Annotated in this window: 18 protein-coding genes; 6 read left to right on the forward strand and 12 right to left on the reverse strand. The window is 63.0% G+C overall.

Annotated features, from left to right (window positions below; genetic code table 11):
- Positions 1–15: 15 nt before the first annotated feature.
- Positions 16–1,308 (reverse strand): ABC transporter substrate-binding protein, encoded by a 1,293-nt coding sequence (locus OCK02_RS24000; protein WP_263815218.1) that lies wholly within the window; start codon positions 1,306–1,308, stop codon positions 16–18.
- A gap of 209 nt (positions 1,309–1,517) precedes the next feature.
- Between OCK02_RS24000 and OCK02_RS24005 the strand changes: the two genes are divergently transcribed.
- Entirely contained in the window at positions 1,518–2,534 is a 1,017-nt protein-coding gene (locus OCK02_RS24005; protein ID WP_263815219.1) for a LacI family DNA-binding transcriptional regulator, read from the forward strand.
- A gap of 137 nt (positions 2,535–2,671) precedes the next feature.
- Here the strand turns inward: OCK02_RS24005 and OCK02_RS24015 are convergent, their stop codons facing one another.
- The 7 genes from OCK02_RS24015 to OCK02_RS24045 all read right to left on the reverse strand — a co-directional run bounded on the left by OCK02_RS24015 (position 2,672) and on the right by OCK02_RS24045 (position 10,725).
- Positions 2,672–3,523, reverse strand: a complete 852-nt coding sequence (locus OCK02_RS24015; protein ID WP_263815220.1) for an ABC transporter permease — start codon at positions 3,521–3,523, stop codon at positions 2,672–2,674.
- Positions 3,524–3,527: 4 nt separating this feature from the next.
- Entirely contained in the window at positions 3,528–4,397 is an 870-nt protein-coding gene (locus tag OCK02_RS24020; protein ID WP_263815221.1) for an ABC transporter permease, read from the reverse strand.
- Positions 4,394–5,467: an ABC transporter ATP-binding protein gene (locus OCK02_RS24025; RefSeq protein ID WP_263815222.1), complete on the reverse strand. Its 1,074-nt coding sequence runs from the start codon at positions 5,465–5,467 to the stop codon at positions 4,394–4,396. The genes OCK02_RS24020 and OCK02_RS24025 overlap by 4 nt, the downstream gene beginning before the upstream one ends.
- Before the next feature lie 74 nt (positions 5,468–5,541).
- Positions 5,542–6,618 (reverse strand): extracellular solute-binding protein, encoded by a 1,077-nt coding sequence (locus OCK02_RS24030; protein WP_263815223.1) that lies wholly within the window; start codon positions 6,616–6,618, stop codon positions 5,542–5,544.
- Positions 6,619–6,824: 206 nt separating this feature from the next.
- Positions 6,825–8,018: an NAD(P)/FAD-dependent oxidoreductase gene (locus tag OCK02_RS24035; protein WP_263815224.1), complete on the reverse strand. Its 1,194-nt coding sequence runs from the start codon at positions 8,016–8,018 to the stop codon at positions 6,825–6,827.
- 105 nt (positions 8,019–8,123) lie between these two features.
- Positions 8,124–9,620 (reverse strand): aldehyde dehydrogenase family protein, encoded by a 1,497-nt coding sequence (locus OCK02_RS24040; RefSeq protein ID WP_263815225.1) that lies wholly within the window; start codon positions 9,618–9,620, stop codon positions 8,124–8,126.
- 1 nt (position 9,621) lies between these two features.
- Positions 9,622–10,725: a mandelate racemase/muconate lactonizing enzyme family protein gene (locus OCK02_RS24045; RefSeq protein ID WP_263815226.1), complete on the reverse strand. Its 1,104-nt coding sequence runs from the start codon at positions 10,723–10,725 to the stop codon at positions 9,622–9,624.
- 138 nt (positions 10,726–10,863) lie between these two features.
- On the opposite strand from OCK02_RS24045, the gene OCK02_RS24050 reads away from it, so the two are divergent.
- The gene (locus OCK02_RS24050) at positions 10,864–12,357 is read left to right on the forward strand and encodes a PLP-dependent aminotransferase family protein (protein ID WP_263815227.1); all 1,494 of its coding nucleotides are present in this window, start codon (positions 10,864–10,866) and stop codon (positions 12,355–12,357) included.
- A gap of 17 nt (positions 12,358–12,374) precedes the next feature.
- Here OCK02_RS24050 and OCK02_RS24055 read toward each other — a convergent pair whose 3' ends face one another.
- A complete protein-coding gene (locus tag OCK02_RS24055) occupies positions 12,375–14,006 on the reverse strand; it encodes a GMC family oxidoreductase (RefSeq protein WP_263815228.1) in 1,632 nt (543 codons plus the stop codon).
- A 461-nt stretch (positions 14,007–14,467) separates the two neighbouring features.
- On the opposite strand from OCK02_RS24055, the gene proV reads away from it, so the two are divergent.
- From proV to OCK02_RS24075, 4 genes are all read left to right on the forward strand, one after another.
- Positions 14,468–15,700, forward strand: a complete 1,233-nt coding sequence (gene proV, locus OCK02_RS24060) for a glycine betaine/L-proline ABC transporter ATP-binding protein ProV (RefSeq protein ID WP_263815229.1) — start codon at positions 14,468–14,470, stop codon at positions 15,698–15,700.
- A gap of 24 nt (positions 15,701–15,724) precedes the next feature.
- Positions 15,725–16,609, forward strand: coding sequence for an ABC transporter permease (locus tag OCK02_RS24065; protein WP_263815230.1), 885 nt, complete (start codon positions 15,725–15,727; stop codon positions 16,607–16,609).
- Positions 16,610–16,664: 55 nt separating this feature from the next.
- Complete coding sequence (locus OCK02_RS24070; RefSeq protein ID WP_263815231.1) at positions 16,665–17,537, forward strand: glycine betaine ABC transporter substrate-binding protein; 873 nt, start codon at positions 16,665–16,667, stop codon at positions 17,535–17,537.
- A gap of 68 nt (positions 17,538–17,605) precedes the next feature.
- Positions 17,606–17,875: a helix-turn-helix domain-containing protein gene (locus tag OCK02_RS24075; protein WP_263815232.1), complete on the forward strand. Its 270-nt coding sequence runs from the start codon at positions 17,606–17,608 to the stop codon at positions 17,873–17,875.
- An 88-nt stretch (positions 17,876–17,963) separates the two neighbouring features.
- Here the strand turns inward: OCK02_RS24075 and OCK02_RS24080 are convergent, their stop codons facing one another.
- The 3 genes from OCK02_RS24080 to OCK02_RS24090 all read right to left on the reverse strand — a co-directional run bounded on the left by OCK02_RS24080 (position 17,964) and on the right by OCK02_RS24090 (position 21,530).
- A complete protein-coding gene (locus OCK02_RS24080) occupies positions 17,964–18,374 on the reverse strand; it encodes a DUF1850 domain-containing protein (RefSeq protein WP_263815233.1) in 411 nt (136 codons plus the stop codon).
- Positions 18,371–20,485, reverse strand: coding sequence for a TRAP transporter permease (locus OCK02_RS24085; protein WP_263815234.1), 2,115 nt, complete (start codon positions 20,483–20,485; stop codon positions 18,371–18,373). Before OCK02_RS24085 ends, OCK02_RS24080 begins: the two co-directional genes overlap by 4 nt.
- Positions 20,486–20,570: 85 nt before the next feature.
- Positions 20,571–21,530, reverse strand: coding sequence for a TAXI family TRAP transporter solute-binding subunit (locus OCK02_RS24090; RefSeq protein WP_263815235.1), 960 nt, complete (start codon positions 21,528–21,530; stop codon positions 20,571–20,573).
- Positions 21,531–21,759: the final 229 nt, after the last annotated feature.

Below are 21,759 nucleotides of genomic sequence, written 5' to 3' on the forward strand. Positions count from 1 at the left end.
AGCCCGGCAGATGCATCACTTGCGGGCGATCAGGCCGTCGAGCGCGCTGTCGGCAGCGGCGCATGCCTCTTCGACCGACCGTTGACCGAGAAGCACGTCTTGCACGGCCTGGCCGATATAGTCGCGTGATTCCGGGTTGGCTACGATCGGGTAGCCGACCTCCGAGGAACCGTCGGACGCAAGGACACCGAGTGCTGCCTGCCAACTCCCCCGCACCGGCGCCTCGGCGATCCAGGCCTTGTATTCCTCTTCCGAGGCGACCGAGGCGCGCGGCGAGGCAACGCCCTGGAGCGCCAGGCGCTTCTGCATTTCAGGGCTCGACGCCCATTGCACGAAGTACCAGGCCGCATCCTTCTTCGCACTGTGACTGGAGATCGCCAGGCCCCAGCCGATGGCCGTCGGAACGGTTCCCGCCTCGCCGGCCGGCAGCGCCAGGACCTCCGTGTCGTTCAGGCGTTCGCCGCCTTCCATGATGGTGCGCAGTTCGTTGGAGGATTCGAACGCCATGGCGGCGCGGCCGCTGCGGTAGAGCGCGGAAATCTGGTAGAAACTGTAGTTCGCCGCACCCGGAGGACCGTATTCGCGCATCAGGTCGCCGTAGTAGGAAATCGCCTTCTGGCCCGCCGGCGAGCAGAGCGCCGACTTGCCGTCAACGATATAGGTGCCGCCCATATTGTGCAGCACGTTGCTGAACGTATAGGCAATCGCGGGCTTCAAGCCGCGCGAGGCGAAGGGCGTGACGCCGGAATCGCATTCCTTGATCTTCTCGGCGGCGGCGCGCACGTCGTCAAGCGAAGCCGGCTTTGCAAGCCCGCACGCTTCGAAGATGTCGGTCCGGTAGTACAGCAGCGGGCCTTCAAGATTGAGCGGAACGCTGGTCAGCTTGCCGTCGAAGGTCGCGGCCTTGACGAGAGCCGGGCTTATGCCCGCGAAGTCGTATTCCGGCGCCACGGCGTCCTGCGCATAGGCAGAGAGGTCCGCATACCAGCCGGACGCGGCGAACTGCTGCCCCTCGCGGGATGCAAGCGTCATGAAGACGTCGACCTCGTCGCTGCCGGAATTCAGCACGGTGACGAGACGCTGACGCATCTGCTGCTCCTGATAGGAGTCCACCTTGAGCTTGATGCCGGTCAGCGCGGTGAATTCATCCTTGTAGGATAGAACCGCCTGCGACCAGGGATTATTGTTGGCGAGGAACGAGACGGTCTCCCCTTCATGCGCCTTCCAGTCAAAGGCAAACGCCGAGGTTGCGACGCCGCACAGCAGCAGCGAGACGGCAACGGAGCGGATTGAATGTCTTGTCGGCATGGCTTCCTCCACTTTGGCCGCCGGCGGCGGCATCTTCAACGCTCCTCCCGAGCGCGATCAAGATGTAACCGGTTACATATCCCATTGAGCTTTTCTCTGTCAACCAGCCTGGCTGAGAAAGAACGCGCCGAAACGCAAGGATTTTCCGTTTGACAATTGCGTGATGAACGGCGCAAACATATGTAACGTTACATATTTGGGCCGCACTCATGGGCAACGACAAGGAAAAGACCGGCATACGGACCGTGGCCAAGCTGTCCGGCGTTTCAACCGCGACCGTCTCGCGGGCGCTCAACAACCCGCACAGTGTCAGCGAGGAGTTGCGCGCCCGTATCCAGACCATCATAGACCAGACGGGCTACGTGCCGCACGGCATGGCCCGCGCCCTTTCCAGCAACCGCACCCGCACGATCGGCGCGATCATTCCGACGATCGACAACGCGATGTTTGCGCGCGGCATTTCCTCCCTGCAGAACTTCCTGTCCTCGCAAGGATACATGCTCATCCTGTCGACCAACGGCTATGACATCGACGTGGAGCTGGAACAGGCGCGCAACCTGATCAGCCGCGGCGTTGACGGGCTAATCCTCCGCGGCGACTGTCATCATCAGATGCTTCGCGATCTGCTGGTCAGCCGCGACATCCCCTTCATCAATGTCGGCATCTACAATCCCAACCAGCCGCATCCGAGCATCGGCGTCGACAACGAGGCCGCAGCCCATCGTGCCATGATGCACCTCATCGAGATCGGCCATCGCCGTATCGGTGTCGTCAGCGCACTCCAGCGCAACAACGACCGCGCCAGTGCGCGTCTCCGTGGCTTTCGCCGGGCACTTGCGGAAAACGGAATGGACCTGCCGCCACAATGGCATGTCGAGGTTCGCTATACGCTCGACGACGCGCGCGAGGCGGCAAGGCAGATATTCTCCGTCGAGGATGTGCCGACGGCGATTGCCTGCGGTAACGACGTGCTTGCCTATGGCGTCATGCTGGAGGCCGAGCGCAGAGGGCTTCATGTGCCCTCGGACCTGTCCGTCGTCGGCTTCGACGATCTCGAATGGAGCCGCCATCTGCGCCCGGCGCTGACCACGCTCCATGTGCCGACCGATCTCACATGGAAGGGCGCAGGCGAATACATCCTAGCCCGTCTCGAGGGGCACAAGGTCCCGAACCACTATGAAGTGGATTATTCGCTGGTGATCCGCGAATCAACCGCACCGCCATGAACGGGACGCCGCTCATGAAGGGCCTGCTCCAGGGCGTCGAGGACGTCCGCGCAAATGCAAAGCATTTGTCGCTAGGTCACGTAGACGAAGCCTTGCCAGGTGGCCACATAGGTGAATCGCTCCCCCACCCTCCCCGCTTATGGCGAGGTGCGCTCACGCTGAGCTAGAACACTGATCAGCGCGAGAAACCCGGAACCGAGCATCAGCACCACTGACACGGCGTTGAGGACCGGCGTCGAGCCGACCTTTACCATGCGGTCGTACATGGTGACTGTCAGGGGTGCGTCCGAGCCGACCAGCATGAGCGTGGTGTTGAAATTCTCGAACGAGACCAGGAAGGCGACGACGAAGGCGGAGAACAGTGCCGGAGCCAGGAAGGGAAGCGTTATCGTCATCAGCACACGCAGGCCGCTCGCGCCGAGATTGAAGGCGGCTTCCTCGATGGACACGTCGAACTTCTGCAATCGCGCCGCGATCACCAGCGAGGTGATTGTCGTCAGGAAAGAGAATTGCCCCAGGACCACGAGCGGAATGCCGGGCCTCAGCCAGGTGAGGAACAGCCCGAGTTCGCGGTCGGCGAAATTGGCAATCATCGAGGCGAAGACGAGGATCGAAATGCCGAGGATGACGCCCGGGATGACCAGGGGCACGACCATCAGGATATAGAGCGCCGCCTTGAACGGAAAGTCCTTGCGCACGAACAGGAACGCGTTGCAGGTGCCGGCGATGACGGATAGCACAGCGACGATCACGCCGATAAAGACGGAATTGCCGAGCCCGCGCAGGAGCCTGTCGTCGTGGAACAGGCCGAGTTTCGGTTCGGTCGGCGAGAAGAACCAGTCGAGCGTGAAGCCCTGCCAAGGCAAGGCGGGGAAAAGCGAATCGTTGAAGGCGAATGCGCCGGCGGCAACGAGCGGCGCCACCAGATACAGGAAGAAGATTAGCACATAGGCGCGGTAGATCCACAGGAGATGGGCCGGGGTGCGCATCGGTTCACTCCTTGGCGACGGTGGTGGCGAGGCTCTGTCCGGTGAGCCGCAGGCCCGCCCAGACGACGAGGGAGGTGAACCCCAGAAGCAACACGCCAAAGGTTGCTCCGGCCTCCCAGTTGTAGCGCGTGATGAACTGGTTGTAGATTTGTTCGGTGAACCAACTGGAATTCTTGCCGCCCAGCAGGATCGGCGTCAGGTAGCTGCCGGCTGCCAGCATGAAGGTGATGATGCAGCCCGAGACGATCCCCGGCATCGCATAGGGGACGACGATGCGGCGAAACACGGTGAGCCGCGAGCCGCCGAGGTTATAGCCGGCCTCCAGCAATGCGTCGTCCATCCCCTGCAACGTGGAGACCAGCGGCACGATCATGAACAGGATGACCGTGTAGACGAGGCCCATGACGACCGTGATGTCGTTGTAGAGCATTTCCACCGGCTGGGCGATGACGCCCAGGCTGACAAGCGTGGTCGAGATCACCCCGGTTTCGCGCAACAGCACGATCCACCCGTAGGCGCGCACGAGGTCGCTGACCCAGAGCGGGATGAGGCACATCAGGAACAGGGCAGCACGGCTGCGTTCCCGGGCGATCTTGGCGATGTAGTAGGCCACCGGAAAGCCGATGATCAACGCCAGGATCGTCACCAGGATCGAGATCCAGGCTGTGCGCAGCAAGGTGTTGCGGTAGATCGGCTCGCCGAAGAAGGCGGCGTAGTTCGCGAAGCCGTATTCATATTGGTTGAAGCCGACCTTTTCGCGCAGCGAGACATAACCGATGCCGATCTGCGGCAAGAGGATCAGCAGGCCGATCCACAGGGCGAAAGGCGTCATCAGCAGGATCAGCGACAAGCGCCCCGCATCGCGTCCCGTCATGCGTGCCTCCGGGCGGCGAAGATGCGCGCACGTTCCGGCCGCCAGGAAAGCGCCACGGCGTCGCCTTGGCCGACGGTCGAGGCCGCCAGCGGATCGGCGATCTCGATCAGTTGGCCTCTTTCCGTCCGCACCAGGATGCGTGAACTGGCGCCGTTGAACAGCAGGCTGTCGACGGTGCCGTCGAGCCTGATCCCGTCGGCACCACTTCCGATCGCCAGTGCCTCGGGCCTGAGGAAGACCTCGACGGCGTCGCCGGCCCGGCTGGCATCGAAGACGTGGCCGAGCACCGTGCCGCCGCAATCGAGTTCGACGACGGCTTCCTGGCCGCGCATCTCGACGAGCTTTCCGTGCAGGCAGTTGGAATCGCCAACGAAGCCGGCGACGAAACCCGAGACAGGGGCGTCATAGAGTTCCCGCGGACTGCCGATCTGCTCGAACCGGCCGGCATTCATCACGGCGACGGCGTCCGACATCACCAGTGCCTCGGACTGGTCGTGGGTGATGTAGAGAAAGGTCGTCTCGAACTGGTGTTGAAGCTGTTTCAACTCGATCTTCATGTGCTCGCGCAGCTTCAGATCCAGCGCGCCGAGCGGTTCGTCCAGCAGCAGCACATCCGGTTCCAGCACCATGCAGCGCGCGATGGCGATCCGCTGCTTCTGGCCGCCCGACAATTGGCTGATCTGTTTGTTCTCCACCCCCGGCAGGCCGACCCGTTCAAGCACGCGAGCCACCTTGCGTGGAATGTCGGCCTTTGCGTCGCCCCGGCAACGCAGGCCATAGGCTATGTTCTCGCCGACATTCATCATCGGGAAGAGCGCCAGATGCTGGAACACCATCTTGACCGCCCGCTTGTTCGGGGCGACCTTCACGACGCTTTCGCCCTTGATCCGGATATCGCCCGATGTCGGGCTTTCGAAGCCGGCGATCATTCGCATCAGCGTGGTCTTGCCGCAGCCGGAAGGGCCGAGAATGGAGAAGAAGGAGCCGGAGGGAATGTCGAGAGAGACATCCGACACGGCGGTGAAGGCGCCGAACTTCTTGGTTACGCTGGCACAGCTCAGATCATACATCGCGCTCTATCCGTTTGGGGACTGGACCGGGACGACGGGACGCCCCGGCCGCTTCATCTACGGCGTGGACGCGATCAGTTTGTCGCTGCCTTGATCCGCTCGAGAGCGATGCCTTCCATGTCTTCGATGCCCGGCGGAATATTGGCGAAGAACTTCAGGTTGTCCATGTCCGCCTGCGTGAACGCCGCCTGCACCGCCGCCTTCTTGTCGTCCGGCAAGAGATCTGCGGCATTCGGCACGGCCGCGAGCGAACCGGTCGATGCGGACATGACCTTCACGTTTTCAGGCTTGATGACGAAGTTGATCCACTTGTAGGCGGCATCGTCGGCCTCGCCGCCGCGCGGGATGGCGAAGGTGTCGATCCAGGCGAGGGCGCCGGTTTCCGGCGGGACGAACACGATGTCCGGATTCTGGCTGTAGAGCTTGAAGGCAGTCGAATCCCAGGTTTCGGACAGCACGACTTCGCCGGACAGCATCAGCGCCGACAGGTCGTCGCCTCCGGTCCAGTAGGTCTTGAGGTTGTCCTTGCAGGCAATCAGCTTTTCGGTGACCTTGTCCAGCATGTCCTTGTAGGCCGCCGTGTCGGCATAGAGGTCGAAGGGGTTCATGCCCATCGAGAAGGCGGTGCCGAGGAGGATCGTGCGACGCAGGCGCATCGAGGTGCCTCCCTTGTATTTCGCGTCGCAGAGGTCGGCCCAGCTCTTGGCGTCCGGAGCTTCCTTCTTGTTGGCCATGATGCCCGACGTGCCCCACTGGTGCGGGACGGCGTAGACCTGGCCCTCGATCGTGGTGTTCTGCTTCACGCCGTCGACGAGATTGGGCGCCATCTGGTCGACATTGATCTTCGAAAGGTCGAGCGGCTTGTAGATGTTGTATTCAAGCTGCGCCGCGTAGATGCGGTCGTGGCTCGGTTGTGCGAGATCGTAGCCCGTGCCGCCGGTGGCGCGCAGCTTCGCGATCATTTCCTCATTGTTCGAGAAGGTGACTTCGACCTTGATGTCGGGGTTCTCGGCCTCGAACTTCTTGACGAGTTCGTCCGGCGCGTAGCTGCCCCAGGTCAGAAGTCGCAGTGTTTCCGCATGAGCGGCCGGCGCGGCGGCCACGAGCAAAAGCGCGGTGGCGCCCAGCAGTCTGTTTCCCAGTTTTCCCATTGCTCTCTCCTCTGTGCTGACAATCGTTGTTTATTCTCGTCGTTGTCATTCCTGGCAGGCTGGCCGATGCCAGCGAACATTGATGTGGGCCTGCTTAGATGAGACTCCGTCACTACCGCCATTTGCGCACTGGAGACGCAAACTGGCCATAATGGAATAACCATTCTTTCCATAGTTAATGGCCAGTTTGCCGACGCTGCTCTCCGTCAGAGGCCAAAGCGATCCCTTAGCCGGTACACATGCACCGCGGGTGCCAGGAACCATGGCTTGCCGAAGTAATAAGAGCGCGATGGGAACGAGGTTTCGCCATAGCCGGTGCGCCCATCGGGCTTTCCGAGGATGGCCTGGCCGACGCGCATGCCCAAATAGCCGGCCATGCCGACACCGGAACCGCAATAGCCCATCGCGTAATGAATGCCGTCCTGTTCGCCGACATGCGCCAGGGTATCGAACGTATAGCCGACATAGCCCATCCATGAATGGCTGACCCGGTAGCCTGCAAGTTGCGGAAAGAGGCGCTGCATTTCGCGGTAAAGCAGGGGAGCGCTGAGGCGCGGGTCTGTTTCGGCCACGCTGACGCGGCCTCCGAACAGAATCCGGCGCCGATCGGGCGAGGCCCGGAAGTAATAGAGAACGCGCCGAGTGTCGGAAACGACGCGGTTCCTTGGGATCAATTCATCGACCAGCGTCTCGGGCAATTCCTCGGTGGCGACGATGTAGCTGCCGATCGGGATGATCCGGCGCTGATGCCAGCGCGAGAGCGGACCGGAATAACCGTTGGTGGCGAGCACGACATTGCGCGCTTCGACGCGGCCCCGCGCGGTTTCCACCGTGAAGCCGTTTGCCGACCGCGCAAGCCCGGTGACCTTGCAGTTTGCGGCAAGGCGCACGCCGGCTGCGCGCGCAAGCCTGACAAGGCCGGCGTGATAGCGTCCCGGGTCGAGCGAGGCATGTTTCTCGAACACCACACCGCCATGATAGACGTCCGTGCCGAGCTCCGACCGCTGCTCGGCACGCGGCACGACATGGGCCGGAACGTCAAGCCCTTTCGGCTGGTTCTTCAGCGAAGCGGTCAAGGTGGAGAAGGATTTGCGGTCATGGGCGACGTGGAAACGGCCGACCACCTTGAAATCGCATTCGATGCCTTCCGCGTGGATGAACGCCTCCGTCCATGCCAGTGACTGTCGACCGTCCGTGAAAATCCGCCGCGCAGTCGCTTCTCCGTGCGCCTTCGCCAGGGTCGCGAAGCCCGGCTTGACGCTGGTGCTGATCTGGCCGCCATTGCGGGTGGAACACCCGAAGCCGATCTGTTCGGCGTCGCAGATGAGCACCTCGCGTCCGCCGCGGGCCAGTTCGATCGCTGCATGCAGGCCCGTATAGCCGGAGCCGACGACCAGCACGTCGACCCTCGCCGGCAGTCCCGCTTCGGCAAGCGCTTGCGGCGGAGAGCGATCCCACCAGTAGGATATCATCCTGGCATCGGCGGTGAAGACGGTCTCCATGCACTACCTTCCGATCCGTGCTGCAACGCTTTTGACGCGTGAATAGGCCTCCAGGGCGGCAAGGCCTTTTTCCCTGCCGAAACCGGACATCCTGTTGCCGCCGAACGGCACCTCTATACCACCGGCGAAATACTCGTTGATGAAGACCTGACCGGCATCGATGTCGCGGGCGAGGCGATGGGCTGCGGAGAAATCGCGTGTGTAGATGCCGGCGACCAGCGCATAGTCCGTTCCGTTGGCAAGCATCAGCGCTTCCTCCTCGTCGTCGAAAGGTTGCACCACGAGGACCGGGCCGAAGATCTCCTGCTGGACGGCGGGGTCGTTGGCGGGAGCGGCGTCGATGATCGTCGGTTCGAAGAACCATCCCTGGCCGGTTGCGGGATCCGCGATCGCGTTGCCACCGGTGATGATCGACAGGCCGCGCTTGCGGGCGCTCTCGACGTGGGCGTTGACACGGGAAAGATGTTCGGCGGAATTGAGCGGGCCGAACTGGGATCGCTTGAGCCCGTGCCCGATTTGCAGCGCCTCGGCCCGTTTCACCAGGCGGTCCAGGAGCTCGCCATGGATGCCGCGATCGACCACGAGACGGGAACCGGCGGAGCAGATCTGCCCCGCATTCTCGAATATGGCGCCAAGGATCCCTTCGGCGGCCGCATCCAGGTCCGCATCGGCGAGCACGACGACGGGGGACTTGCCGCCGAGTTCCAGCAGCACCCGCGTCACGTTAGGGGCAGCCTCCCGCATGACGTTGACGCCGGTCTGGACCGAGCCGGTGAACGATACGTGACGGACCGCGGGGTGGCGTACGAGCGGCGCGCCTGCGTCCTGGCCGGTGCCTGTCACGACGTTGCAGACGCCGGCCGGAAGGCCCGCGCGATGAAGGATTTCAGCAAGGAGCAGCGCCGTCATCGGCGTCTGCTCGGCAGGTTTGGCAATCACTGTGCATCCTGCCGCAAGCGCCGGCGCGATGCCGCGCGCGGCGGTCGACAGCGGGTAGTTCCACGGGATGATGTGGGCCGTCAGTCCGGCTGGCTCGATGATCGAATAGCCGAGATATTCATGTCCGATCGGAAAGCTGTCGCCTTGCAGCGTGTTGGCGGCGGCGGCGTAGTACTCGAAGGTGCGCGCGGCGCCAGCGACGTCACCTTCGGCCTCCTGCAGGGGCTTTCCGCTGTCGAGGCTCTCGATCACGGCGAGGCGGGGCGCCTCTTCCCGGAGAAGGACGGCTGTGCGTGCCAGTACGGCGCCACGCCCGGCCGGACGGGTCCTGGCCCAGCCAGGGCCTGCGCGAACTGCTGCCTCGACGGCAGTCGCGACATCGTCCGCATCGCCGGCAGAAAAAGCATGATAGGCGCGACCAAGGCCCGGATCGAATGTTTCCATCATCCGACCATGCTGCGGCGGAGACCAGTGGCCGTCGATGAAGTGGTCCCTGGGCAGGCCGCTCAGGGTCCCGGTCTCGAAGTATTCGGCTGCGAGGCGATCGGATTGCGCGGTCATGTCAGTCAATCTCGCTGATCTCGTAGGTAGATTTCGCCAGCCATTCCGGGTCGATCTCGATCCCCCAGCCGGGTGCGTCCGTGACCGTAGCCTTGCCATCGACGATCGCATAGGGATCGTTGCGGAAGAGACCATATTGCCAGGGATAGTAGTCCGCGCCTTCGATCGAGAATTCGAGATAGTTGCCCGCATTGGGTATGGCGCGAAGAAGATGCATGGTGAACAGCGTGACGAGCGAGAGGTTGGCGCAATGGGGCGTGACCGGCAGGCCCGCGGCGCCCGCCATTCGTGCGACCCGGAGCGTCCGGCTGATCCCGCCGAGATAGAGGATGTCCGGCTGCACGATGTCGACCGCCCGCATCTCGATCATGCGGCGCCAGATCGTCAGGTCCCAATCCTGCTCGCCGCCGGTGACGGCGATGTCGAGCGCGTCGGCTACCTGTCTGGTCTGCTCCAGTTCCCAGTAGGGGCACGGCTCCTCGTAATGGACCATGCCGTGGTCTTCCATCAATCGTCCGACCTCGATCGCCCTCGCCGGCGAATAGCAGGAATTGGCGTCGGCGAGCAGGGCGGCTTCCGCTCCAAGGGCATGTGCCACCGCCGGAATGATCTCCTCGGTCCGCCCCGGCCATTCATCCTGATTGCGCCCGACTTCGGCGCCAACGCGGAACTTGAAGGCATCGAAGCCATGCTGCTGACGGAGACGCTTGAAGCGTTCCACCTCGTCCGTCGGCGTTATGTCCCGCTTCATCGACGATGCATAGGCGCGCAGCGGCCCCGGCGTGCCGCCGAGCAGCGAAGTGACAGGCTTGCCCGCCTGCTTTCCCCTGAGATCCCAGATGGCCGTGTCCAGCCCGCCCAGGGCACGACACAGATAGGATCCTGGAAACTTGTGCTCCCGCTCGGTGACCAGATCGAGATGGTCGTCAAGATCGACGATATCGACGCCAAGCGTCCAGGGGGCGACCTGGCGGTGCAGGACCTGAGCAGCAATATCGGAATTGTACGTCGACAGCTGCCCCCATCCCGTCTCCCCGGCATCATTGGTGATGCGCACGAAGCCGACATAACGTGTCGAAAACGTCTCGATCGACCGCAGCTTCATCACTTGGCGCTCCAATCCGGTTTGTTGGCTGTCTCGGCAGTGGCCTCACATTGAGCTGAAACTGGTCTTTGACTAAGGTCCATTTTGGAATAGTTTTCATGCCAGATTAAAGCCAAAAAAGGCGCGCGGGGAACGGGAATGGTAAAATACGCCGGTGGGGCACTGATCCCGCCGATCCGGATCGACAGGGACGATCCAGGTTCGTTGACGGCGCAACTCGCCAGCGGCCTGCGCGAGTTGATCCTCTCCGGCCGGCTGGCGCCCGGAGAACGGCTGCCGTCGAGCCGAACGCTGGCTAAGGATCAAGGTGTTTCACGCACGACCGCGGTGACGGTTTATGAACAGTTGGTGGCGGAGGAACTGATCTATTCGCGGGTCGGGGCCGGCGCATATGTCAGCGAAACCCTGCTCTCGGAGCGTCCGGTCCAGCCGCAGACGGTGCAGGAGGCGGACGATGCCGCGCCTCCTCGGCTCGCGCGGTTGAGCATCGAGGCGTCGGAGCACTTTTTCCCCCGTCTTTCCCACCCGCAGGTGCCCCGTCCTTTCGCCACCGGAATGCCTGCCAATGACGAGTTTCCGATGGCGCTCTGGGCACGGCTTTCCGCACAGTACTGGCGGCAGTCGCGTCATGCGGTGCTCGGTTATCCCGATCCGGTCGGGCTCTACGAACTACGCCGCGCGATCTCGAACCATCTCAAGGCCAATCGTGGCGTCGTCTGCGATCCCGACGAGGTGTTCGTCTTCAATGGGGCGCAGGACGCCTTCAACAGGATCGGCCAGATGCTCCTCAATCCGGGCGACAAGGTCTGGTTCGAAAATCCCGGACCGATCGGTGCCCGCAACAGCCTCGTGTCCAGCGGGGCGAGCCTGGTGCCTGTTCCCGTGGACGACCAGGGCATAGACGTCGCCGCCGGCATGAGACTTTGTCCGGAATTCCGGATGGCATTCGTGACGCCCGCGCGCCAGCATCCCCTTGGCGTGACCATGTCACTCGGCCGTCGCCTCGAACTGCTGAATGCTGCTGCCGGATGCGGCGCATGGGTGATCGAGGACGATTACGACGGGGAATTCTACTATTCGGGACACCCCGCCCCGACTCTGAAAAGCGTCGATACCACCGGTCGCGTTATCTATGTGGGCACCTTTTCCAAGGTGATGTTCGCGGCCTTGCGCCTGGGTTACGTCGTTGCGCCGCCCGAGGTGGCGAAGATGCTTCGTCGGGTGGCCGGAGCCACCATGCAGGGCGCGCCTTCCAGCCTGCAGTCGATCATGGCGACGTTCATGGAGCAGGGGCACTTCAACGCGCATCTCCGCCGGATGCGACGCGTCTACAACGAGCGGCAGGCGGTGCTCGTCGACGCCGCCGCGAGACACCTGAACGGATTGCTCGAGGTTCAGCCCACGACGACCGGCTTCCAGACGATCGGCCACCTGCCCGACGACCTCGACGAGAACGAAGTCACAGCCCGCGCACTGGAGCGGGGTATCATCCTGTCGCCGCTCAGCCGCTTCTCGCTGGCGCCGGCGCAGAAGGGTCTCATTCTCGGCTTCAGCGCGGTTCCCTCGAGGGCGACCGTCGCGGCGGTTCAGGACCTGGCCGAACTCCTGAGGGCCATGCGCAAGCGACAATAACCTTGTGCCCGTGGGCGTCAGGCCCCGTGCCAGTCCTCGAGAATGAAATCCGCACCCCGTTCGCCGACCATGATAGACGGCGCGTTGATGTTGCCGGAGGGAATCAGCGGAAAGATCGACGCATCAACGACGCGCAAACCCTCGATCCCGTGTACCCGCAGTCGCGGATCGACGACCGAATTGCTCGTCTCCGGCCCCATCGAGCAGGTGCCGCAAGCGTGAAAGACGGAGCCGCTGCGAGTGCGAATATCCGCTGCCATGTCCGCGTCGCTGTCCGTGGCTGGACCGGGGACGATCTCGCGCTTGATGAGGGTGGCGATCGGGTCCATCGCGGCGATCCGGCGCAGGATGCGGGCGCCGTCCACCAGTTCATCGAGGTCGCTCTCGTCCGACAGGTAGTTCGGGCGAATTACCGGCGGTGCGAAAGGATCGGCGGAGCTGAGCTCGATCGTGCCACGGCTCTTAGGATGGCAGTTCGAAATCCCGAGCATGAAGCCGGAGAAGAGATCGGTGCGCATCAGCGCCCGCTTGCCGGGGATCGCGCGTGTATAGCTCAGTGGCGAGAAGTATAGCTGGATGTTGGGACGCTGCCGGTCGGGCTGGCTCCTGACGAAACCGCCGGCCTGGTTGACACTCAGCGACAAGGGTCCCTTGCGGGTCAGCACATATTGCAGGCCGACCGCCAATCGGCCCCACCACGGTCGCAGAACGTCGTTCAGCGTCGGACGGGTGGATTCGTAGATGTAGTCGAAACCGAGATGGTCCTGCAGGTTGCGGCCGACCATCGGCGCGTGGAGGACGGGCGGGATGCCGAGGGCGGAGAGCTTTTGGGCGTCGCCGATGCCGGACAGCATCATGATCTGCGGAGAGTTGACGGCGCCGGCCGACAGGATGACCTCGCGCCGGGTCCGTACCGTGGTTTTCACGCCGTTCGTGACGCATTCGACGCCGGTGACGCGCCCGGATTCGACGAGAAGACGGGTGACATGGGCGTGCGTCCGCACCTCGAGATTGGCGCGCCGGCGCACGGGGTGCAGATAGGCGTCGGCGGATGAGCAGCGCAGGCCCTTGCGCGTCGTGACCTGGTAGATGCTGGCGCCTTCCTGTGTCTCCCCGTTGTAATCCGGATTGAACGGTATTCCGGCCGCCTCGGCCGCTTTCAGGTAGTTGTTGGCGAGCGGATGGACGGAGCCCGCCATATTGGTGATCGTGAGCGGTCCCCCGATGCCCCGTCCGCCATCGGCGCCTTCGAGGTTGTCTTCCATCCGCCTGTAGACGGCAAGGACGTCCGCCGCCGACCAGCCTGGATTGCCGAGCGCCGCCCACGCGTCGAAGTCGGCCGGTTGTCCGCGCACGTAGACCATGGCGTTGATCGAGCTCGATCCGCCGATGACGCGACCGCGTGGCCAATAGGCCGGTCGTCCGCCGATGCCGGCATCGGGTTCGGTCTGGTAGCGCCAGTTGAGCTCCGGGTGGTAGAAAGTCTTGCCGTAGCCGATCGGCATGCGGATCCAGAAATTGAAGTCGGATCCGCCCGCCTCGAGCAGAAGCACCCGTGCCGCGGGATCGGCGCTCAGCCGGTTGGCGAGAACGCAACCGGCCGAACCCGCGCCGATGACAATGAAATCAAAAACCTGATCGGATGCCATATTTCACTACCAAACCTGCTGCAGCCACCAGCGAAGGACACACTCAGCCAGCTAAGTACTGCTGTGTCCCGTGTCGCGGTCCATTTCATGCATGATGTAATGCCATTTAGAATTTTCCAGCGGTTCGGTCGCGTTTTCGTAAAGCTGAAGTCTGGAAGACAGCCGATCGCTTCGAGGGTCGTTCAAAATCGACTTCCTGGGTTCCAAAGTCCCTCTGTGGATCCGTGCAGATTCGAGGACATTTTATTCCGAGTTTTCCGCCAAATTGATCTACAGGCTGGAATATTTTTCTCACGTTCTGGACATTGCAGCACGAGTGTGCCACAAAGTGTCCACCTTGCGACGCGCCATCTCATTTGCGACAAACTTGAGAAGGTGCGTTTCCGATCGCGCTGGTACCTTCATCAGCCAAGAACATACAAAGGAGAGTGCCCCGCTTCCGGAGCCGGGCCCAGGACAATATGGCTTTTGCAACTGAGAGCGACCTGCCGAACACCGAACGGCCGGTCAAGATCAGTATCAAGAACGTCTTCAAGGTGTTTGGCGAGCGGCCGGAGAAGGCTCTCGACCTTCTCAGGGCCGGTAGAACCAAGGCGGAAATTCATGCCGCAACCGGTTGCACCATCGGCGTAAACGACGCGACCTTCGATATTCGCGCCGGCGAGATCTTCGTCATCATGGGATTGTCCGGCTCCGGCAAGTCCACCATGCTTCGCCTCATCAACCGGCTGATCGAGCCCACATCCGGATCGATCGAGATCGATGGCCGTGACGTGGCCCGGCTGGCGCGCAGCGAGCTGATCGCGCTTCGCCGGCGAGACATCAGCATGGTTTTCCAGTCCTTCGCGCTCCTTCCCAACCGCACTGTTCTCGACAATGCCGCCTTCGGGCTGGAAGTGGCTGGCATCGGCGAGGCCGACCGCAAGCAGCGCGCCCGCAATGCACTGAGGTCCGTGGGCCTTGAAGGCTACGACGACAGCAGGACGGACCAGCTCTCGGGCGGCATGAAGCAGCGTGTCGGCCTTGCCCGCGCGCTTGCCAGCGAACCGACGGTGCTGCTGATGGACGAGGCGTTCTCCGCGCTCGACCCGCTTATCCGCACGGAAATGCAAGACGAACTGGTGCGCCTCCAGGCCGAGCACAGCCGCACCATCGTCTTTGTCAGCCACGATCTGGACGAGGCGATGCGCATCGGCGATCGCATCTGCATCATGCAGAACGGCGAGGTCGTTCAGGTCGGGACGCCCGACGAGATCGTTCTCAAGCCCGCCAACGACTACGTGCGCTCCTTCTTTCGCAACGTCGACGTCTCGCAGGTCTTCCGCGCCGGCGACGTGGCGCGCAAGACGCAGGTGACGATCATCGAACGCCAGGGCGTGTCGGTCGCCGCAGCGCTGGAGCGAATGAAGCACTTCGATCGGGACGTCGCCATCATCCTCGGCCGCGACAAGACCTACCACGGCATGGTCAGCCGCAGTTCGTTGATCGAGACCGCGCGCGATGGCGCAAGCGATCCCTACCGCCGTGCCTTCCTGACGGACATCGAGCCGATCCCTGCCGCGGAAAGCCTATCCAACGTGCTCGGCAAGGTGGCCGCCAGCGCCTGGCCGGTGCCGGTGGTCGACGAAGCGAACCGCTATCTCGGCTCCATCAGCAAGTCCGCGCTTCTCGAAACGCTCGATCGCGCCGCCTGATCCCGCCAGTTCGGAGAAAATTCCATGACTTTCGATATCGGTGACGGCGTCGACAGCGCCGTCAACTACATCCTCGACAATTTCGCGCCGCTGCTCGACCTCATCGCCGCGGCCATCGGCACGGTGACGAACGGTATCCAGGCGTTGCTACTCGCAACGCCGATGGGCCTCGGTCTTGCCATTTTCGTGTTGCTTTCGCTCTGGCGTGTAGGATTGGGCTTTGCTGTCTTTACGGGCCTTTCGCTCTGGCTCGTCGAACACATGGGCCTGTGGTCGGCCATGATGGAGACGCTGTCGCTGGTGCTGGCCTCGACGCTTGTTGCCATGGTCATCGGCCTGCCGCTCGGCATCGCCATGGCGCGCAGCGACCGGGTGGCGGCCGTCGTCCGGCCCGGGCTCGACCTCATGCAGACCATGCCGGCCTTCGTCTACCTGATTCCGGCGGCCATGTTCTTCGGGCTCGGCGCCGTCCCCGGCACGATCGCGACCGTGATCTTCGCGATGCCGCCCGTCGTGCGCCTCACCAATCTCGGCATCCGCCAAGTGCATGCCGAATTCATCGAAGCGGGCAACGCGTTTGGCTGCACTGCCGCGCAACTGCTTTTCAAGGTGCAGCTTCCCAATGCCATGCCCTCCATCATGGCCGGCATCAACCAGACGATCATGCTGTCTCTGTCGATGGTGGTGATCGCCTCGATGATCGGCGCGGGCGGCATCGGCAATACGGTGCTGACCGGTATCCAGCGCCTCGATGTCGGCACCGGTTTCGAGGGCGGCATCTCCGTCGTCATCCTCGCTGTGATCCTCGACCGGATCACGCAGAGCCTTGGAAAGGGGCGCCCCGTCCTCTGGCGCAGCCTTTTCCGTCGACCGGCGCAGGAGCCGGTGGCTTCGGCCGCCACAGCCTAGCGCCAGAGAGCGGCGTCTGTGCCGCTGAATGCGAACCTTCAAAAAAGGAGCAAAAATGTTCAAGACACTCGCAACGATCGGCCTCGCGGCCGGAGTTTTCGCCGGAACGTTCGGCACGGCGCTGGCGGAAGACAAGGCGGTGAAGATCGGCTGGGCCGCCTGGTCGGACGCCGAATTCGTGACCAAGCTTGCCGCGAAGCTCATCAAGGACGAACTCGGTCAGGAGGTCGAGTTGGTCCAGACCGACGTCGCTCCGCTGTACCAGGGTGTCAGCCGCGGCGACCTCGACGCCATGATGATGGCGTGGCTGCCGCAGACGCATGCGGATTACTTTGCCAAGGTGAAGGACAAGGTCACGACCCTCGGCACCGTCTATGACGGCGCAAAGCTGGGCTGGGTGGTTCCGAAATACGTGCCCGAGGATGCGATCGCCTCGATCGAGGACCTGAAGAAGGACGACGTCAAGGACCGGCTCAAGGGCCGTATCGAGGGCATCGATCCGGGCGCAGGCCTCACGCGCCTCTCGGAACAGGCTGTCAAGGACTACGCGCTGGAAGGCTACAAGCTGCAGATTTCCAGCGAGGCCGGCATGCTGACGACGGTCGATCGCGCGATCCGCAAGGAGGAGTGGTTCGTCGCCACGTCGTGGAGCCCGCACTGGATGTTTGGCAAATACGAACTGCGCTACATCGACGACCCGAAGGGTTCGCTCGGCAAGGCGGAGCATGTCGATGTGCTCGCGCGGAAGGATTTCGAGAAGGACCATCCCGAGGTCGCCGCGTTCCTGTCGCGCATGAAGCTGCCGGTCGGTGATCTCGAGGCCGCGATGTTCGATGCGCAGGAGACCTCCTACGAAGAGGCCGTCGACAAGTACATCTCGGACCATCCCGACCAGATCAAGGCATGGCTGGAAAAGAACGAAGGCTGACGCAGTCCACTGGCGACCCCGCGGGACATGCCGCGGGGGGCCATCTCGCGCACAGAAGGAACACTGCAATGCATCACGATCTCACCCTGGCGCCCCGGTTCGCGGTTGAAACGACGGATGACACGATTGGCGGGCGTATTTCCCTTGCCCGCGATGCCGCCGGCCTGTCCATCGAAGAGGCATCGGCGGTTGCCGGAGTGACGGCAGAGACCTGGAAGAACTGGGAAAACGACCGGGCGGAGCCACGCGCCAACCGCCTCGACATGCTTGCACGCATCCTTCAGGTCAACATCACCTGGTTGCTTGACGGCCACGGCAACGGGCCCGCGGAGGGCTGAGGGGGCGTCTGGAACGAACATGCCGGGAGGCGATTGAGGATGGAAACGGACAGCCCTACATGGCGAAACGCATAAAGATGGTGCGTTCTTATCGTTTCTGATCCACGTTTGCTTTCTCCAGACTGGAGCTGTTGGGCGACGCGTCGCAAATCCTGAGAACGGCTGGGTCTGCCGCTCGCTCGCCGAAAGTCTCGCAGCGACCGCCCGCGCAGAGCGTCCAGCCCTCCCCCGTCGCACCCGACTGTGCGAACACCAACTCCCGCTGTATCGGCAATCTGGGCAAATAGACCCACCAACCACGCTTGAGCACTGCCCCGTCTGGTGGCTCCATGCCTGCCCCGGATCCCTTCACCCGCGCTTCGATGATCTCCAGGCCGGCCGGCGTGAGGCGCCAGTCCTCCTCCCATCGGGTCTTCTCGATCGAGTGCGTCCAGGACAGCGTGAAGGCGGAAGCCGCGATGACGGCGACCTTCCCGGCTGTGATGAGGCAAAGGCTCACGTCACAGCTGCCATGTTGCGCGCCCGCCACCAGTGCCAGCCGATCCACAGCGCGGCGAGCGCCCAGCCGATCTCGTCGGTCAGCGGCAGTGCCAGCACAAGAAACACGCCAGCCGCAAACGCGATGATTCGCTCCCATCCTGGCATGCGGGTGATGAAGAAGCCGACCACTGCCGTCCCCCACAACAGGATGCCAAGGCAGGCCTTGAGCACGATGTAGGCAACCTCGACCGGATAGCCGTAGGCCGCCGCCATAGGGCCGGGATCCTGCAACATCAGGGCGGGCGTGTAGACGGCCATGAACGGCACGACAAAGCCGGCGACGGCCAGCTTCGAGGCTTGGATCCCGATCTTGAGGCCACTTTCCTTGGCCATCGGTGCGGCGGCGAAGGCCGCCAGTGCCACGGGCGGCGTCAGGTCGGCCATAATGCCGAAATAGAAGACGAACATGTGGCTGACGATCAGCGGTACGCCAAGTTCCAGCAGGGCCGGACCGGCGAGTGACGATGTGATGATGTAGTTGGGGATGGTCGGGATACCCATTCCGAGCACCAGGCAGGTGAGCATCGTGAGCACGAGCGACAGGAACAGGTTGTTCTGGCCAATCGAGATGATGTAGCCGATGAAGGTCGAAGCGATGCCGGTCAGCGTCAGCGTGCCGATGACGATGCCGACAATGGCGCAGGCTATACCGACCGGCAGGGCGTTCTTGGCGCCATCGGCCAGCGAGTCGACACAGATGCGCAGGGTCTCGCGCCCGCCCCTGAACAGTGCGCAGGCGATGATCAGACCGCCGATGACGACCGCCAGCAGGTTGACGCCGTACTTGACGAAGGAGGCGGCGGCAAGGCCGAGCGCAATCCAGAATACGACACGGAAGGCGAACGGACCGATTAGCGCCGCCAGTGGCGTGCCCAGGATCAGTACGATGGTCAGCGCGAGCCCCATCGTGCCGGCAAAGATCGGGGTGTAGCCGGCGAACAACAGATAGACGAGGGCGGCCAGCGGGAGAACGAGCGGCCAGTGCGTCTTGACCGCCAGCCATGGATTGGGCAGCGACGCCTTGTCCATACCGGAAAGCCCCGCCTTCCCGGCTTCCAGATGAACCTGCCAGAAGCAGGCGCCGAAATAGAGGATCGCGGGGATGATCGCTGCCTTGACGATGGCGGCATAGGGCACGTTCAGCGTCTCGGCCATGATGAAGGCGACCGCCCCCATCACGGGCGGCATGATCTGGCCGCCCATCGATGACGTTGCCTCGACGGCTCCGGCAAAGGCGGGGCGGAAGCCAAAGCGCTTCATCAGCGGGATGGTGAACTGGCCACTGGCAACCACATTGGCGACGCCGGATCCGGAGATGGTGCCCATCAGCGCGGACGACAGCACGCAGACCTGCGCAGGCCCGCCACGCCACGAACCGACCAGACCGAGGGCGAAGTCGTTGAACAGCGCGATCATGCCCGCCTTCTCCAGGAAGGCGGCGAAGACGACGAAGATGAAGATGTAGGCGGCGGACACATAGATCGGTGTCCCGTAGATGCCCTCGACCCCGAAGGCGAAGGTGTCGACAATCTGCGAAAAATCGTAGCCGCGATGGATGAAGGGGGCGGGCAGATAGTTGCCGACGAAGCAATAGGCGAGAAAGATGAAGGCGATGATGGTGAGCGGTATCCCCATCAGCCTGCGCGTCGCCTCGAATACCAAAAGGATCAGCATCGTGCCCACCACGAGGTCGGGCACCGTCAAGAAACCCGATCGCATGATAAGGTCGTGGTAGAACACCCAGTGGTACACGCCGGTGAGGAAGCCGAGCAGGCCGAGTCCCCAGAACAGGATTTTGGCCGGCCTGCCCGTAGCGCGCAGGTTCGCCCAGAGGCCGAAACCGAGCAGCAGCAGGAATGCGACATGCATGGCCCTCACGACCTGGCTCGGCAGGTTGCCATAGGCGGCGCTATAGAGCTGGAAGAGAGAGAAGGCGACGGCGATCAGGAAGGCGGCCTTGCCGGCCATGCCCTCGCCGAAGCCCGGCGGCAGCCCCTCGACTTGCTCCTCGACGACCGGCATGTGAATAGTCCCGGTCTTCGCCGAAACGGTCTGGGCTGCCTCGCTCATAAACCCGCTCTTTCCTCGAAAATGCTGCATGGGTCGCTGCCGCGGACTCGGGCGGCAGCGGCTTTGTTGGCGATGATGAGCGCGCCTACTTCAGCAGACCCTTTTCCTTGTAGTAGCGTTCTGCGCCAGGATGCAGCGGCACGGGCATGCCGTCGAGTGCCTTGGCCGGGTCGATCGCCTTGGCGGCGGCGTGGGCGGCGACAAGCTGCGGCAGGTTCTCAAACAGAAGCTTGGTCATCTGGTAGGCGGTTTCCTCCGACACGCCATCGTGGGTGATGAGGAAGTTGCCGACCGCCGCCGTCGGCACATCCTCCGTCTGGCCGTCATATGAGCCCTCCGGTATGGTAACCGGCAGGTAGGGCGAGCCGATCTTCTCGACATCGGCGGCCGGTACGGCGACCACGTTGATCGGCACCGAAGTCGCGAGGTCACGGATCGAGGCGACCCCGAGACCGGCCGACTGCAGGGTGGCATCGAGCTGGCGGTTCTTGATCAGCTCGACCGATTCGGCGAACGGGAGATACTCCACCTTGCCGAGATCCTCGTACGACATGCCGGCGGCCGCGAAGATGGCGCGAGCGTTGAGCTCTGTGCCGGATTTCGGTGCGCCGACCGACAGGCTCTTGCCCTTGAGATCGGCGAGCGACTTGATGCCGGACTCCTGGCTGGCGACGATCTGGATGTAGTTCGGATAAATTGCGGCGATGCCGCGCAGCTTGTCCAGCTTGCCTGGAAAACCGGCTTCGGTGTTGCCTTCGACGGCAAATTTCACCGAATCACCAAGGGCGAAGCCAATTTCGCCCTTGCCCTGCTGCAAAAGGTTGAGGTTTTCGACGGAAGCCTTGGTGGCCTGCACCTGGGTGCGCGCGCCCGAAATGCCCTTGGCATAGATCTCCGATAGCGCGACGCCGAGGGGATAGTAGACGCCTGATGTGCCGCCCGTCAGCACATTGACGAATTCCTGCGCCCTGCCAGGGACAGCGGCGAGGCCGGTCGTAAGCGCCACTGCGGCGGCGGCAATAAGCTTCGTCTTCAGTTTGAGCATCAATGTTCCTCCTCAACTCGCTCCCCTGTGCCCTCCCGGGCATCCGGCCGGCAGTTTAGGTGGCTGATTGCAAATGACAACCCGCAAATCGCACGGAAGCCGGTGTGCTCCCGAGGCGGTCGACAACGCCATCGAGGAGCAGGAGAATCCGTTTTCAGTCTCAATAGATGGTGAAGGCAGGGACGTATGAGATGAGGACGAGGACGATGAATGCGACGAGGTAGAAGGG

This window comes from Rhizobium sp. TRM96647, from assembly GCF_025780115.1.
GTDB lineage: Bacteria > Pseudomonadota > Alphaproteobacteria > Rhizobiales > Rhizobiaceae > Mycoplana.